Raw genomic sequence first — 15,800 nt, 5'->3', positions numbered from 1 at the left:
CCGCGGCGCAAACATTCAATTGTTCTATTATTGTGTTACCATCATGATAAGTAAATTAATAACCAAACAGCGCTGCTGAATCACGCGTTTTGGCCACAGTAGCAAAGCACTTTAATCAGGAGGAATCACACCATGACACAAATGCCTTCATCACTACAAGGATTTCCAAAAGGTGAATTCGCAGCTTTTTCAACTGCAAAAATGACCCACTTCTTACCTTACTCACAAGAAACCAGCACTGACGACTTGAAAGGCTTCTTTGGCGCAAATTACCAATACCTCACCAAAACCCCGATTGGCCGTCTCAAAATTGACATCCCCAACACGGAGCAATTGATTGTACAATACGGTGAGATCATCGCTCGCTTCACCAATGGCAAATTCAAGATCATTGACAGCACCTACTTCCACAAAAACTTCAATGATCCGCTAGTAGATGAGGATGAAAAGGGTATCTATTAGCCAACGTTACGAGACCTTTACTTCATTAAAAAATGCAGCCGCGGCTGCATTTTTTTATACATTGAGTGGTGCTTATGCCTCATCGTCACGGAACTTGGTTGGCAGAGCAAAAATGACAATTTGGACGATGACAAGAAGTAAAGCAATTAGGCTTAACGGCACATTACCCGCATTTCGATCAAGAGCTGATAGAAATGCTGATACAACATTGAACGCAATCAACCACCATGGACTAACGCCGGCATCTTTGAATCGTCGCCAACCAACTGTCAATGCTGGCAAAGCTAACATTGACCACGCATAAATAATGGTAAAAATAATGAACCCAATGATGATCGCCCCAGTACCAAGTGAATTGACAAGATGGTCAACATTTTGGCTATTAAATCCGCTGACTGCCGCGCCACCAATAATAATTGACATAATTGACAAGAGCATAAACAAAAAAGTAGGGATAATGATAATCACGCTAAACAGAATGCTCCACCAATATTGGCTGCGACTGGATTCACCAGTAAAGTCACCACCGCGGATGAAGAAGTCCTTAACCGCTGTACCAAAACCAACACCAATCGTACCGCGCGTGTTAGGTTGAGCCGGAAACGGAACAACTTTCTGTTCTCGACTCGGCAACAATAGAATGACCAAGTTAGCAATGCCGCCAATTAAAGGAAACAGCAATGCCAACCACCAACTCATGCCGCTAACCGCTAGTAACGGGCCGATAAAACTAATGATAATAATACCCAGATACCACCACGGACTAACTTTGGCGTCACGATAACGGCGAATCGTTAAGCTCAATTGTGGATAGCCAAGATACCCAAAGATTGAAAATGCCAACGTTGTCAGCGTGAACATGATATTGCTGCCTAACGAATGACTATCCATGAGAGAAAATGGAATCGCAATGCCGAACAGAACACCAGCAGCCAACCCTAATAAAAATTGGGCAAGGAAAAGCCACCAATACTGTGGTCGTGAACTAACACCCTTAAAGTCACCGGCCCGAAAGAAAAAGTCCTTAATAGCCGGCCCAAAATCGTTTTCTCTTTTCATCGTGCCTCGCCTCCAAGTATTTGTTAAGGCGAGTATACCATTTGCGGTCGTCTCACCAAAACTTTATAACCTTCATAAACTTAAGAATTTTATGCACTGGCTTCGGCATGCCACTGAACAGGTTGATCACACTGCTCTCATCATGCCTTTTTCACCGTGCGATCGGCTAGCCGCAAATCCAGCAGTTCTTCAATGACATTCTCCCAATCTTCTGGTCGCGGCGGTGGCAGCCAGATGACTTTTGAAATGTCCGTATCATGATAAGCATTGACCAAATCCGTGATAATCAATTTAGTTTCTGGCCGGACTTCGTTGGTCACCTTGACATTCAATGTTGAAAAGTACTTGATGTCGCGTTCAATAATGGTGTTGTACTCCTTGCCCAGCGTGAAATCAACACAGACATAAAGTGGCTCCAGCACCTTGTTCAAAGGCACATTGGCTGCCAAGGTCAACAGACAATGGTAAAACATAAACTTCGACTGATTCCTATCCAACTTAACCGACCGCGCCTGGACAAATTGCTGACAATAGTCAAAGAATTCGGGATACATTCTAAAGAAGTAACTGACTTCAATATGATCATCAAAGAATTCACTCCTAAACGGCAAGGCCAGCACATCAATCAAACACTTGTTGACAACGTATTCGATATTGGCCTTCTCAGACAATGTCAACTGTACATCAAAATTGGCTTCAAACCCTTGAATGAAAGCCCGGCCGTGCTGTTTGATTGTATCGGGAAAAACGATCTCCTCCGACGTAATAATGCCAATAATAGCAAGGAACGTCCCAAAATAGTCGCACTCGCTGTCAATCGTCTGGTCGCTTGCGGTAAAATGCGCCTGATAAATCGCAATAACCCGTTTTCTGGTTTCCAGCGTGCGCTCGCGAATATTGCGCACCAAATCAACAATTTCCGGTGATGTGGCAATGACATGCCCTTGCTGGAATCTAACCAAACTGATCAAAAAATACGCTTTAGTCTCGATGAGCTGACTCATTGACGGCGTTGCTTCTGTCATCTTCAGCAACTGCAAAAGCTCATGCAGCGTACTGCAAACATTGTCATCAAACCCAGTTTCATCAATATGCACAACCACCATGATTTTGGTCAAAAGCAGTCTAATCGCCAATTCATCACCAGTCAGCTTGCCATCATTACTCAGCACAATACCCCAACTTTTGAGCGTATCCCGCAGAGCCGTATACCGTTTGTACATAAAGGCATAGCTACCAAAGTGTTCCTCGGCAAATTCGGTTAGATTAAATGCTGGTGGTTCGTGCATCAGCGTCATCAAGATCTTAATTTGAAGTGACTGCTTCAGATAATGTTCCAAAAAAACCGATGCATTCGTATTGTGATATTCATGCAAGATAACGGTAGTGTTCGTCACTTCGATCGCAAAAAAATCACTCAAGCCGAATGCTGCAATATCTTCAGCAATCTCTTTGGTCTGGCGTTTAAACAGATAATATGAAATCTGCAATTTATCTTGCAACTCGCTGTTCTTCAATTTGCGATTCGGATGCTGATCAAGATAATACAGTAACTGAAGTTTCTTTTGATCCTCAATTTTCAAGTCAAGTGCAACGATGATAACGAATTCTTGATAGTGGTCTAGGCTGTTACGCCATGCATCGGTAGTAATCGCATGGGCGAAGATAGTTCAGAATACGTCTGGGACGATGGTTCAGTGCGGATTGGACTGCTTGAATTTCAACCAGGGTAATTGCTCTGAGAGACTTCCCTTTCGGGAAGAATTCCCTAAGCAGTCCATTGGCGTTCTCGTTTGTGCCACGCTCCCAAGGCGAGTACGGATGTGCGAAGTAAATCTGGGTTCCAACAATCTCTGATAACTTGGCAAACTCGGAACCATTGTCAAAAGTGATACTCTCAAATTCCTTGGCCCCGTAGTCGTCGATCGTGTCCTGCAAGGCTTTAAGGCAGGTGCCCGCATGATAGTCAGGAATCTTGACGATGATCTCAGTCCGGCTGTACCGTTCTGTGAGCGTCATTAATGCTGGCTCATCAGCTAAGCGAATACCTTTGACCAAGTCGCCTTCCCAATGTCCCACGCCTGTGCGGTCATTCACGGCCGCAGGACGCAACTCGATTGAGTCGCCGTATATCTTCTTATTCTTGCGCTTGTGGGCGTTCTTATAGCCTTTGATGCGGCGTCGGAGCTTCTTGGGAAGTGTCATGTTGTCTAGCTCAAGCAGCCCGGCGTCGATGTAGCGATACACAGTTGTCGTTGAAGGGCAAGCCTTGCCCTGGTCGCGATAGAAGTGTACGAAGCTATCAACGCTGTGTACGCGCGGCTTACGAGTAAGCTCCCTGGCGAGAGCCTTGAAGAACGCACGGCCGGTCTTAAGAAAGGCGTAGTGACCGGTTCTATCGCGTTTACGGTCGTGCATGGCTTGGGCAGTTTCCGCAAGATAGACTTGATGCGAGTGACGCTTCGAGTCGAGCTGAGTTACAGATCCACGCGTGATTTCTCGTGAGATTGTCGCTTTACTGCGATGAAGCTTCTGTGCAATCACGGTCGCGGTGTCACCAGCAGCCTGAAGGGCCTGAATTGTAGCACGGTCGCTAAAACTGAGTTGTTGGTAATGCTTGTGGGTGTTAGTCTGAGAGTGGGTCATGAAGATTCCTGCTTTCTTGTTTAGCTAGCACTAACAAGAATAGGTCTTCATGGCCTTTATGGTCTAGTCGTCAGGGTGTTGCACTTGAATTGTAAACTGGGGAAGTTTCTTTTGATCGTTCTTTTCCATCAGTTCAAGTAATTTCACAAAATCCACCTTGTTTTTGAGATCGTACCTGTACGTGCCAGCAATGTTTTCCCAGCAAAACGGTAAGCAATATTGGCCAAATATGCTTGTTGTTGCGTTGTTTTCCCACTTTGTTTGTACCTGTCCACATCAAAAATTCGCACACTTTGGTCATCGGCAGTAAACATGTCCGATAACCAAATGTGCAAATTTTGTTGGGCTGCTTTTTCTTCCGCTTCAGTGTCCTTCACGAATTCTCATATTCCTTCTTAGTCAATCTAGTGTCACGACAATGTTGGTGCATCCCATGCGGACCTAGGTTCGACACAAGATACCGTTTCAAGATGACTGTTCCAATTCGCCAACGTCTCAATGTTGCCATTGATTCATTCGCAGCCCTGTCCATTAGTTTTATCGACTAATTTAATCACTGAATACTTACGAATATTGTACCATTATTCTTATTCATCCTTGATCAGGACGCTTGCTCCTTCTTCTTTCGTTTGAAAACAATGACGATTAGAAGCGCCACAATCATGATCAGTACAGCGACAACAACAATGAGTGCATACAATTGCCAGCTATTATCCTTTTTAATCGAGACATCTTTTTGATTCAGATTTTTGGCCACTTTATCGGTAATCGTGAATTGCTTTGTCAGCGTCCAGTGATCATGGTAATGCTGTTTGCCATCAGCTGTTTTACGAGTCATCCCGCCATCTGCCTGCTGATTGCCATACACCTCAAGATGAGCAACATACGTACCTGGCTTAAGCGCCTTGCCTTCTAACGCAATTGGAAAATCGAAGGTCGTGTCCGGCGCCATTTGCAAGCCTTCTTTAGCCACTTGATAGACAGATTTATCCGAACCTTTAGCCGTAATTTTGGCATCAACTGCCACTTTGTTGACGAACGTCGCGGCGTCGTTTTCCATGGATGCCAAGATCACATTGCGGTAATTGATCTGACTCGGCTTAACATCATTCAATTTCACATGAGCCGCTACGTGATCAGTGCTTTGTTGCATCAATAAGCCAATCACGTAGGAGAAGCGATTGTTGATGGCAACCCCTTTACCTGCATCTTTTGCAGCTTGATCGCCTGGCTGATGTTCCTTCAAGGTAATGCCGCCTGCCATCACGCCATGGAGTGGTTTGCTTGGCATGGTCACATCAAGATTTAAAACCGTTCTGCCTTTAGCGGGGATCTTGACCTGAGCTGGCGTTTTGACATAATCCTTCATGTTAAAGGCAAGGCTTTTCGCTGGCTTGATGGCATTTTGACCGTATTCAACCACGCCGTTAATATTCGTCGTTGCACTGGCAATGCCAACATCCACAGCCACCTCTTTTTCTGTATCATTTCGCAAGTCAACATGCAGGGCCTGCTTAGCACCCTGATCCATTTTGATGTCAAAATAGCTAACACCTTTATTGACCTGATTGTCCGGCATCTGGGCCTTGGCCGCAAAGTTCAATTCTGAGGCAAAAACATGGGCTGCAAGGGTCATCAACATGGCAACAAACGCTGCTATACAGAAAATTGTTTTTTTCACAAAGGATCTCCTTGTCTTTTAAGATGTGATCGGTCATGTCTATTCAAGTTGGAACTAGATGCTAGAAAATGTATGTGCGCTAACGGAAACCAATTGCGTCCAACATTTTCGGAGAATCATGAGCTTACTTGTTATCTGGTGTATCCGTTAAAGTCCAGGTGAATGTTGTCGCATACTTTTCAGCGTATTTCGTCGTGGCGCCCGGGACGGTCAATTCAACGCTGCGTGCCGCATCATCGGCATCTTTGCCCCAGTTCAATAGGTGCGTGCCAGTACCTGACCCAGTTTTAGCGTTCATCACCGTTTGCTCTGCGCCTGGGACCAAGGTCATCTCGGCTGTACCATCAGGGTGTGCTGCGGTGGAGGCGGTGACCACATGCCCATTCTTAAGCCGAATTTGTGCACCAGTTAATTCTTTCCCGCTAACGGACGTGAGTTGGTCATTTTGCTTCACAACTAATTTCCAACCGGCTTCGGTGCCGCGATTATCGGTGACCTGAACAAAGTTGGGTCCCACTTTTTCCGTACCTGCAGCATCTTGATATTTTTGTGCTGCTGCAAAGTAAGTCTTGGTTTCAGAAGTGATTTCTTGCTTGCCAAAATTGAAGCTGGAAGCAAAATCAATCGACAATGGGCCTTGTGTCCCTGGTTGAACAACCTTCTTCGGATCCTCCGCATCAATTGGGGTGGCCGTTTTAGTTGGATCAAGCGGATCGACTGGTTTTGTCACTTTTTCTGTTGGCTTAAATTCGATTGAACCGTTCGTGCTGTACACACCACCATTAGTTTGGGCAGCGAGTACGGTCGTGGCATTGACGGCCATGGTACCCATGGCTGCAGCGGCTGCTAATAAAACAAATTTTTTCATCATAACACTCCATTTTTTAGTTTTCATCGTGCATCTTTGTCAGGTGCCAGCAATCTTTGTTGTCAGTGATGACGCTATGCGAAACTAATGATCTTTGTTGGTTTGCTGCTTTGGTGCTAAGTTCCCCCGAATCACTGTTCCACGTTGATCTTTAACTTTTTGGTGACGGTGTTGTGTTGGTTGGCGTTGATTCTAACGTCCAGGTCAATTCGGTGACATATTCCTTGGCCATCTTCGGCGAAGTTCCAGGCACCGCCAACTCAATTGACTTGGCCATCGTCTGTTCATCCCCGAATCGATAAATCCAAGTGCCCATGCCCTGATCTTTAGCAGCCGCAAGCGGTGCGACCTCAGCACTGCCAGGCACAAGCGTGATTTCCTTTTGACCAGTCGGCGCATACTGCTGATCAATTGTTGATGTCACATTTCCATTCAAGAACTTCAACTGAGCACCGGTTAATTCCTTAGTGTCATCATCTTTAACTGAAAATTGTTTCTCTTGCTTCACTTTCAATGTCCAACCTTCAAACGTCCCTCGCTTGTCGGTCACCTGAACAAAGTTAGGACGATCCACGGTCTTGCCGTCATCCTGTGAGAAAACTTGCGGCTTCGCATAGTACTTAGCATCATCTGCGCTAATCATTGCTTCGCCAAAAGTAAAACTGGAAGCATAGTCCAAGGATAGTGGTCCGGTGGTACCATTGGTTGCCGTGCCAGTTGGGTTGGTCGGATTAGTCGGCTTACCTGGCTTGGTGTCGCCTGGATCAAGCGGATTCTTTGCTGGTGTCCGGGTGACATCGGTTTTAAACATCACCTGACCGTCTGATACAACTTCAGTCGTTGCCCCAACCATTGAGACTGGCATGCTGCTGAGACCAATCAGGGTTAACCCTGCCAGTGATGCCACTAGGTAACTTTTTTTCATTTTTTAATTTTCCTCTTCCTTGTCTTTTCCATTTCGTTTGAGAATCAAAAGCAATGTGATAATGAGTATCGTCAACAAGCCGGCCATGCTGCAAAGCCAAGCTTGCGTTGTACCAAGCCGTGGCATGAAGCCAAATTGATCTGCATTCGTTGTTTGCGCATCAGGCCTGTCTTTCGCGTCATCAGTTTGCCCTGTCCCTGCTTTTTTAGCCTGACTGTCAGTACTAGCGGATGACGGTGATTCGTAAAAGCCAACTTCAGCGCCTGAGGTATAGCCATCTCCTGCTTCGGCTGCATCAACCTGTGAAAACGGGTTGCAGGCGAAGCCCAATAAGAGGACAGTCAGTAAAATCATTTTTTTCATTTCATTCTGTCCTCCTTAATTAGCCGGCACATCTTGTAGCGACCATTCTACTTTTCCCGAGAAAGTGCCCAGTTTTTGTTTCTCAACTGGAATCGTCAACTTAAACCCACGGGCACTGCTGTCAATCGTTTGATTCCACTCACTGCTGACATCGCGTTGATCAACATCAGCTGTTTCTTCAACTAAGATGCTCTGGTCAGACAGAACCTGTTCCTGCCCTGTTTGACTGATATAACTCATGTTGCCAATCACATCGATCTCACCATTTTTGAATGGTTGAATCACTTTCATCGATAGCCGAGACTGCTTTTTGGCAATCTTTCGACTGTCCTCAATTAACAATTTCCCACGAATCTGCGGTCGCACAACCTGAGTCTCACCGCTAATGAGCAAGGTGCCAAAATCAAAGTCAGGCACTTCCACCAGTTTTAATGCGCCCGACTGTTTGTCTTTCTCATCTGGCTTCGGTTGATCCGGCGGCTTCACATCTGGAGACGTTGCTTTAAATGGTGAGCCATTGCGGGTAAACCTCAAGGCTGTGCTCTTTTGAATGCGATTCGCCGCCGATTTGTCTAACTTGGTTGGCGTACGTTCAACTTTCTTGCCATTCAGTTGCCAATCGGAATCATCTGATTGGGTTTCTAACAACTGATTATCGGCATAAATGTCATAACCTTTTGTCTCGGCACTGAACGGGGCGAAAATCAGATTCGCGGACTTTCCTGCCGTTAAACCAGTGGGACTTTTAGTACCGTGATCACCAGACCCGAACGATAACTCGTCGGCATTGTCAATCTTGATCGTGCCATCTCCTGAGTGGAAGAAATCACCGCGAAGGTTTTTTAAGTCCGCCTTGGCGCCGGGTCCAAGATTGATGCTTGATGCTTTCGTAAATGGCGTGGCTTTGGTTGTTTGGATCAACAACTGCCCATTCTTTTGGACATCTACCACTAAATCGTCATGATGATACATGAAAGCACCGTCATTTTTGTCCGTCAGGTAAGCATCCAGAACGGCATCTTCACCAATTGTGATGCGATTGTTGTGATGAGCGAGCAGATCGGTGTAAACCAGAGCATTACTGCTCACAACTTTCAGACGAGCGCGCTTTTTCAATTCCAAGTTCAGCGATCCGGCTGATGCCCAGAATGTTCCGAGCAGCGGATTGTCTGCCATTTCAATCGTGGTATCTGAATCTTCTTCAAAAAGGTAATTCGTTGCTTCAGCAAATTCCTGAACTAACGCGCCTTTTTTCATCGTATAAAATGTATTCTTACCTTTGAAAACGATCTGGTTGCTTGGCTTGCGGATATGGAATGGTTGAGCTCCGCGATCAGAATAGTAATCAACATTTTCAACGATGATCTTGCTGTTTTCAGTGTGATTGTCGGCTGGTGCGATCCCATAGTAGTTATTGGCTGATTCAGCGACATTACGATCACCGATTTTCAAGTTCTTAAACGTGATGCTAATGTTACTGGCGTTAAAGTAGATGCCGCGATGCCAGCTTTCGCCACTGTTGTACATGTACGTGTACTTGTGATCACCATCGATCGTGATTGAGTTTTTCACGGGAATCGCTTCGCGGCCAATATTGATGTCGGCCGTTAATCGCACATAAGGAATCCCTTTCTCAATCGCTTCTTTTAACTCGGCGGTTGTTTTCACCGGGCATGGATGATCTTGATCAAACACTGGCGCTGCACCAGATCGCAACCGACTATCTTCAATTGATCTTTTTGATCTGGCCGCAGTTGGCGGTTCTGGTTTGGCCGCCGATACTGCGACACTAGCAGATGCAGCAGCTTCTTTTGAAGAACTTGCCGATGATTCTTTGGCTTGCGTCGGTTTTTCGACACTGGCAGATGCTTTGGCACTTGATGCGGTCGCCTGTGTCATATTCTGCTGACTGGTACTAGGCTGAGACGTCTTACTTGAATCAAGGATACTTTCAGCGCCAGACACTAAACTGTCAGTCGCTGAGGTTGAAGACTCGCTTGGCATGAGCGATTTAGCAAGTTGCGTGCTCGCACTTGAGACAAGCGGCTGTAACAACATCAACCCAGACAAAAGCCAAAAAAAAGCTGCTTCATTCGTATCACTCCCCCTTCTCAATGTTATTGATTATATAAGTGAGTTCTATATTCTGTCATTTTTTCTTTTTATTTGAATCATGAAAAAATAAAAAATGATTTGTGTAAATCCTCACACAATCACTTTTTGGCCACTTCTCAAATGACCATCAATAACCACTAAGGGCATCGTGTCTTGACAGATGGTCTGATATCTCAAAAATGAAATCAGCGTTTTTTAATAATCGCAGCGTCAACGGATTGTTCGCCATTAGGCTCAAAACACGCATGTTGCGCAATCTATGGTAAGCTAACGTCATCACCATCACGGAGGCTATAACATGCAAAGTTTTGAGAAGTACCATCCAATCATGTCCGTGCATTACACCATGGACTGGTTGACGACATTTAAAATCAAGGATATTTTCCAGTTGCGCGCCGATCGGCAAATTGCCGCAGAATCAGGCCGTGAATTCGATCAAAAAATCACCGACACGGCCCGCTACATCAATCGTTCCATGCGCCTCGTCATGAGTAACAACGCCTTGTTATACGGGATCAAGGATCGTGCCAATGGTGATTTTCTTGGCAGTTTCTGTATTTGGAACTTCAGTGAAAAGAAAACCGTTGCCCAAGTACGCTTCGAAACCTTGGCCGAGCGTCAAGGTGAAGGCGTTATGAGTGAAGTCCTCAAACGGATGCTTGGCTTTGCCTTCTTTGAATTAGGTCTCAAACGGGTTTATGTCATCTTGCCAGCCACCAATGAACGAGCAGCGAAATTGTTAGCTGCCAACGTCTTCACAAAGGTCGGTGATTATCACCATGACCGCACTTTACCGGATGGCACCAAAGTTCCACTGGCGCGCTTTGAATTGACGGCTGATGCTGTTGCCGATAATGACGCCTTTCATTTTTAATCAACGCACCATAACGCGCTCGCCATTGCAGAAACCTACAGGTGATGTCCTTGAAGCTAATTGACCAAGCCTGGGTCATTTGGCTTCAAGTCCCCTATGTTCCGACTTCCAAACACGCCTGCTCGCGCTCAAAAAAAGATCTTTGTACAGAACGCCACACGCGTCCGTACAAAGATCTTTTTCGTTGTTTTAATGCTCATTTGCTCAACATACTTGGCTGCCGACTGACACCCAGTCTTGGCACGCGCCTATCGTTAGACCATTGGCGCCGGAAACAAGGTCATCATCACGAGCAAATACCCCGCCAAGGCCGGAATCGCAATTAAGGTACCTATCAAGCGGCTAAAACCATGTGACGCACCAAGTAATCGCAAGGCTTCAACAATCGCATCCATGATGAAGAAAGCCCCGGCAATGGCCGCGAACAAAGCACCAGTCATGACACTCAATCGAAACATGACCACACTAGCCACAATTGCCATGACGGCTACCAAAATCTCCATCTTCATCAATCGTTTATACTCTGCAGGATTATCCAAGAAATTAAACATCGCTGGCACGCGCTCCTTTTGGTCTGACAAGTCTTCAATGTCGAGAGCATACCACGCCTGCCAGGACCATTAGCCTCAGAGCCAAGAATTTTGAAAAGACCTTAAGCACTTTAACGAAAACGCAACCCTTGTCTTTTCACAAGAGACGTGGTACCTTTTACTTACTAAATGTAAGTAAAAGGAGCGCTGACCATGGCTAATCAACTCACTGGATTGCATCACTTGACCGCCATCACCTCAAGTTCATTAAGGATTTTTCATTTTATGAGCGGTATTTTGGGCCTGCATCTTATCAAGAAAACTGTCAATCAGGACGATGTGCGAACCTATCACCTGTATTTCACCGATGATATGGGCACTGCTGGGACAGACATCACCTTTTTCGACTTTCCGGGGATTCAAAAAGCTCAGCATGGTAATAATGAGATCGCGCGTACCAGCTTCCGCGTTCCGTCTGATGCCGCACTGACCTATTGGATCAATCGCTTTGATACGTATCGGGTGCATCACGATGCGATTGATGACTTATTCGGCGCGAAGATCCTCCGCTTCCATGATTTTGACGGTCAACAGTATCAACTCATCAGTGACGAGCATAACCATGGTGTTCCAGCAGGCACGCCTTGGCGCCATTCAACCGTTGACTCGCAATTTGCGATCGGCGGCCTTGGCCCAGCGTACATCACCACCGACCACTACGACGAACTGGTCGGTGTTATGACCGATCTGCTTGGCTTCAAGCAAATCGCCAAAGACGGTCAATATACCTTGCTTGAACTCAATGACGGCGGCCACGGTGCGCAAGTCATTATCGACTATCAACGTCTGATTCCGGCCGCTTATCAAGGTTTCGGCGGCGTTCATCACCTTGCTTTCCGCACCGATGATCGCGACAGCCTCCAGCACTGGATCGAAAAAATCGGTGCTGCTGGTTTAAACTCATCAGGCTTCGTTGATCGCTTCTACTTCGCCTCCGAATACTTCCGACCAATTCCAGACATTCTGTTTGAAATTGCGACAGATGGTCCAGGCTTCCTACTAGATGAAACCTACGAAGAAGCCGGTGTTCACCTCGAATTACCACCATTCTTGGAAGATCAGCGCGAGGCAATCGAACGGAATTTGGTGCCATTTAACACGGAACCGCAGACGGCGGGAAAGGCATAATTAACACCTTCTCCTCTATGACATGACCTCGTCAATATAATAAGGCAGGCTCAAAATGAGCAGGTCTATTTTTAAGGCTTTATGTACCCATACCCAGCCGCCTCAGCTTGTGCCAGTTTAACAACCCCGACCGGCACCACTGGTACGCCAGCCGGTAATTTTGTTTCGTCCAAGTGACGTTGCTGTAGGGAATTGTGGCAGGCAAAAAAGTGAACCTGAGGATGCGCAGCGATGAAGGCGGCTACCTTTTGGTCAAAAAAGACGGTGATGCCATCACCATTCACCAGCACTTCGATGTCTGCATCTGGCTCCGCCGCCAGATAGTTGTCGAGATTGGACGCCAGGTGTGACCAGCGTTCAGTTGTATCTAAATGACAAATTGTTTTTAGTGTCATCTTGTCTCACCTCAGCTTGAGGATACCACGAGTCGCCCATCAAAAAGAAGCTGAAACAGATTGCCGCCCTGCGCGTTTGGTTACAGCGCAGTGGCAGTGTCTGTTTCAGCTTCTTTTAAAAGACAGCCGTTAGTTGTGTGTTACAGCGATGCCAGAATCACGAAGTTCAGAATGAACCCGATTGTGACAATTGCCAAAACTGGGTGGATTTCCTTAACCTTGCCGGTGATCAGCTTGATCAGGCAATAGAAAATGAAGCCTGCCGCGATCCCGTATGAGATGTTGTAGACAAAGCCCATGACGATGGATGCCATGAAGGCCGGAACGGCTTGGGAAAGATCTTCCCATTCGATTTCCTTGAAGGTGCTCATCATCATGATCCCGACCAAGATCAAGGCAGGTGCCAAAGCTTGGGTCGGTACAATGGCGATGAATGGCGCAAAGACTGAGCTGAGCAGGAACATGCCGGCAACGACAACCGAAGTCAGCCCAGTTCGGCCACCAGCACCGATGCCGGCAGCACTTTCAACATAGGTCGTGACGTTACTGGTACCGAAGATGGAGCCAACACCTGTCGCAATTGAATCTGCAAACAGGGCGCGATCCATTTTAGACGAGAAGCCTGAACCTTGTTCCAGAGCACGTTCGTCAGCATCCGAGAAAATCCCGGTGCGCCGGCCTGTGCCGATGAAGGTTCCCAATGTGTCGAAAATGTCGGAGAAACTGAAAGCAAAAATGGTCATGATTGACAGGGCAATTTTGTCTGGGCTGGTAAATAACGATCCCATCCCCTTAGCGGAAAAAGCGGCGCCAAAGGTTGTCTGCAATGATGCAAAAGTGCTGCTAAAGGAATTTGCAGCGCTCAGATGCAAGTTGGTCACGCCCATTGGAATCCCAATGATGGTCGTCAGCAGAATCCCGATCAGAATTGCGCCGGGAACTTTTTTGACGTTCAGAATAACCATGATGATCAAACCAATCAGGGCCAGCAAAGCGCCTGCTTGGGTGAAGTTAACCAGTGCCGGCACAATGCCACCGTTGGAAACAACCGATTCAACCCCATGTTTGAGCGTCAGTGCGCCCGCCTTCAACGGTTGGCCGTTGATGGTGTTAATGCTGGAAGCTTCAGAAGTAAATTGTAAGAAGCCGGCGTTCTTGATCCCAATGTAAGCCACGAAGACCCCGATCCCACCGCCAATCGCATGCTGAATGGTTTCTGGAATCGCGACAATGATTAATTTCCGAATTTTGGTGACAGTGATTAAAATGTTGATCACGCCACAAATGAAGACCAGCGCCAAGGCTTCTTGCCAACTGAATCCCAGCGCGAAAACAACCGTATAAGTGAAGAAAGCATTGAGTCCCATGCCTGGTGCCAACGCGTACGGCACATTAGCGAAAAGACCCATGACCAGCGTTCCAACCGCACTGGCAATGATCGTTGCCAAGAAAACGGCCTGTGCCGGCATCCCCGTCTGTGATAGGACTTGGGGATTAACGAATAAAATATATGACATTGCAAAAAATGTGGTTAGACCTGCCATGACCTCGGTCATTGGCGTGGTCTTATTGTCTTTCAAATGAAAAAAGTTTTCCATGACACGCTCCCCTAAACTGTGAATAGGAAAAGTGTACCCGAGACTGACGACAGTTGCAATAGAAAATACGTTTATTTTTCTTTTTTTTATGATTAATGTTCGTGTTTTCCCTAATTTTAAACACGCTCGTCAGGCTTTTCGGAAAGCGGTATGATGAGACTACAACATTCGTTTACAGAAAGAAGGTCATTTTTATGTGGCTCTGGATGCATCTTGTTTCATGGGCAGTTCTAATCATTGCAGCGGGGATCGCTCTTTTTAGCAAGACTCGCCAGTTTATGTTATGGACGATGATCACCCGCGTTTGTTATCTTGTTTCCATTGTGAGCGGCATTGTCTTGATACGCTTTGCTTTTGCGCGCAATCCGTTGTTGACGGTAGTTAAAATTCTAATCGCAATTGGCCTCATCGGCTTAATCGAGATCGCCTTCGCTGGCAAAAAGGACCATCGCCTGAGCAAACCGATTGTGTGGAGCACCCTTGCAGCGTTAGTATTGGTGACAGTCGCCGGATTTGCCTTAGCCCAATTCCGACCGTTCCTATAAACATAGAGCGCTCTCAGGCAAGTTTAGAAAAATTGGGAACCAATCTCGTTTAGAAAGAAACGGAGGTGACATCGTGTCACTTATCAGCACCTTACTTGTCGGCTTGCTCGGTTTATTGCATTTGACGATCATGGCCTTGGAAATGTTCGGCAAACCAGAAAGTCAGGCCGAAAACTTCAGCATGCCGCTTGATTTTGTTAAACAACCCAATGCTCAAATTGCATTGAAAAATCAAGGCATCTATAACGGTGCTCTCGCTGTTGTCATGTTGCTCAGCCTAATACTGCTGCACGGCATTGATCAATTGATTACCTTGCGGCTGTTAACCGGCTTTGTCACCGTCGTGGGTCTATACGGCGGCGCGACCGTTAGCAAAAAAATCTACTTTGTGCAAGCAATTCCCGGTGCCCTTGCCTGCCTGACCTTATTCTTTTAACTGATTCGTTAAGTCACTGTGCAATGTGCATCCTGAACGCTTCACTTAATGCGTTTTTCGGCATCATGAAAACCACGATCATGACAAAAGGCGTTCTCACAAACGAGAACGCCTT

At 46.4% G+C, this 15,800-nt stretch carries 17 protein-coding genes; 5 read left to right on the top strand and 12 right to left on the bottom strand.

Annotated features, from left to right (window positions below):
- The first annotated feature begins 132 nt into the window (after positions 1-132).
- Positions 133-462 (top strand): hypothetical protein, encoded by a 330-nt coding sequence (locus LBPC_RS00785; protein ID WP_003573065.1) that lies wholly within the window; start codon positions 133-135, stop codon positions 460-462.
- Positions 463-534: 72 nt separating this feature from the next.
- Here LBPC_RS00785 and LBPC_RS00780 read toward each other — a convergent pair whose 3' ends face one another.
- The 9 genes from LBPC_RS00780 to LBPC_RS00740 form a co-directional block, all read right to left on the bottom strand.
- On the bottom strand, positions 535-1,521 hold the full coding sequence (locus LBPC_RS00780; protein ID WP_003662097.1) for a DUF805 domain-containing protein: 987 nt from the start codon (positions 1,519-1,521) through the stop codon (positions 535-537).
- 140 nt (positions 1,522-1,661) lie between these two features.
- Positions 1,662-3,104: a helix-turn-helix domain-containing protein gene (locus LBPC_RS00775; protein WP_081038467.1), complete on the bottom strand. Its 1,443-nt coding sequence runs from the start codon at positions 3,102-3,104 to the stop codon at positions 1,662-1,664.
- 46 nt (positions 3,105-3,150) lie between these two features.
- On the bottom strand, positions 3,151-4,167 hold the full coding sequence (locus LBPC_RS00770; RefSeq protein ID WP_003596308.1) for an IS30 family transposase: 1,017 nt from the start codon (positions 4,165-4,167) through the stop codon (positions 3,151-3,153).
- Positions 4,168-4,310: 143 nt separating this feature from the next.
- Positions 4,311-4,544: a hypothetical protein gene (locus LBPC_RS00765; protein ID WP_003562813.1), complete on the bottom strand. Its 234-nt coding sequence runs from the start codon at positions 4,542-4,544 to the stop codon at positions 4,311-4,313.
- Positions 4,545-4,768: 224 nt separating this feature from the next.
- Positions 4,769-5,848, bottom strand: a complete 1,080-nt coding sequence (locus LBPC_RS00760) for a WxLIP family cell surface protein (protein WP_003662101.1) — start codon at positions 5,846-5,848, stop codon at positions 4,769-4,771.
- A gap of 124 nt (positions 5,849-5,972) precedes the next feature.
- Positions 5,973-6,716, bottom strand: a complete 744-nt coding sequence (locus tag LBPC_RS00755) for a WxL domain-containing protein (protein WP_003568704.1) — start codon at positions 6,714-6,716, stop codon at positions 5,973-5,975.
- A 151-nt stretch (positions 6,717-6,867) separates the two neighbouring features.
- On the bottom strand, positions 6,868-7,641 hold the full coding sequence (locus tag LBPC_RS00750; RefSeq protein ID WP_003577370.1) for a WxL domain-containing protein: 774 nt from the start codon (positions 7,639-7,641) through the stop codon (positions 6,868-6,870).
- Between the two features lie 3 nt (positions 7,642-7,644).
- A complete protein-coding gene (locus tag LBPC_RS00745) occupies positions 7,645-8,004 on the bottom strand; it encodes a hypothetical protein (RefSeq protein ID WP_003662104.1) in 360 nt (119 codons plus the stop codon).
- Between the two features lie 15 nt (positions 8,005-8,019).
- Positions 8,020-10,074, bottom strand: coding sequence for a WxL domain-containing protein (locus LBPC_RS00740; protein WP_003662105.1), 2,055 nt, complete (start codon positions 10,072-10,074; stop codon positions 8,020-8,022).
- Positions 10,075-10,417: 343 nt separating this feature from the next.
- Here LBPC_RS00740 and LBPC_RS00735 point away from each other — a divergent pair, with 343 nt between their 5' ends.
- Positions 10,418-10,993: a GNAT family N-acetyltransferase gene (locus LBPC_RS00735; RefSeq protein WP_003662106.1), complete on the top strand. Its 576-nt coding sequence runs from the start codon at positions 10,418-10,420 to the stop codon at positions 10,991-10,993.
- A 254-nt stretch (positions 10,994-11,247) separates the two neighbouring features.
- On the opposite strand, the gene LBPC_RS00730 is transcribed toward LBPC_RS00735, so the two are convergent.
- Entirely contained in the window at positions 11,248-11,544 is a 297-nt protein-coding gene (locus LBPC_RS00730; protein WP_003662107.1) for a hypothetical protein, read from the bottom strand.
- Positions 11,545-11,736: 192 nt separating this feature from the next.
- Here LBPC_RS00730 and LBPC_RS00725 point away from each other — a divergent pair, with 192 nt between their 5' ends.
- On the top strand, positions 11,737-12,711 hold the full coding sequence (locus LBPC_RS00725) for a ring-cleaving dioxygenase (protein ID WP_016376777.1): 975 nt from the start codon (positions 11,737-11,739) through the stop codon (positions 12,709-12,711).
- A 71-nt stretch (positions 12,712-12,782) separates the two neighbouring features.
- On the opposite strand, the gene LBPC_RS00720 is transcribed toward LBPC_RS00725, so the two are convergent.
- Both LBPC_RS00720 and LBPC_RS00715 read right to left on the bottom strand, forming a co-directional pair.
- Positions 12,783-13,106, bottom strand: coding sequence for a DsrE family protein (locus tag LBPC_RS00720; protein ID WP_003662109.1), 324 nt, complete (start codon positions 13,104-13,106; stop codon positions 12,783-12,785).
- A gap of 140 nt (positions 13,107-13,246) precedes the next feature.
- Positions 13,247-14,704 carry an NCS2 family permease gene (locus LBPC_RS00715; RefSeq protein ID WP_003562776.1) on the bottom strand — a complete coding sequence of 486 codons (1,458 nt, stop codon included), beginning with the start codon at positions 14,702-14,704 and terminating at the stop codon, positions 13,247-13,249.
- A gap of 194 nt (positions 14,705-14,898) precedes the next feature.
- Between LBPC_RS00715 and LBPC_RS00710 the strand changes: the two genes are divergently transcribed.
- Together LBPC_RS00710 and LBPC_RS00705 are read left to right on the top strand one after the other, a co-directional pair.
- The gene (locus LBPC_RS00710) at positions 14,899-15,249 is read left to right on the top strand and encodes a YisL family protein (RefSeq protein ID WP_016365840.1); all 351 of its coding nucleotides are present in this window, start codon (positions 14,899-14,901) and stop codon (positions 15,247-15,249) included.
- A gap of 73 nt (positions 15,250-15,322) precedes the next feature.
- Complete coding sequence (locus LBPC_RS00705; protein WP_012490818.1) at positions 15,323-15,685, top strand: DUF1304 domain-containing protein; 363 nt, start codon at positions 15,323-15,325, stop codon at positions 15,683-15,685.
- Positions 15,686-15,800 lie beyond the last annotated feature (115 nt).

Source organism: Lacticaseibacillus paracasei subsp. paracasei, assembly GCF_000829035.1.
Lineage (GTDB): Bacteria > Bacillota > Bacilli > Lactobacillales > Lactobacillaceae > Lacticaseibacillus > Lacticaseibacillus paracasei.
Note: the sequence above shows the minus strand (reverse complement) of the source record. Positions and strands in the feature narration are given on the sequence as shown.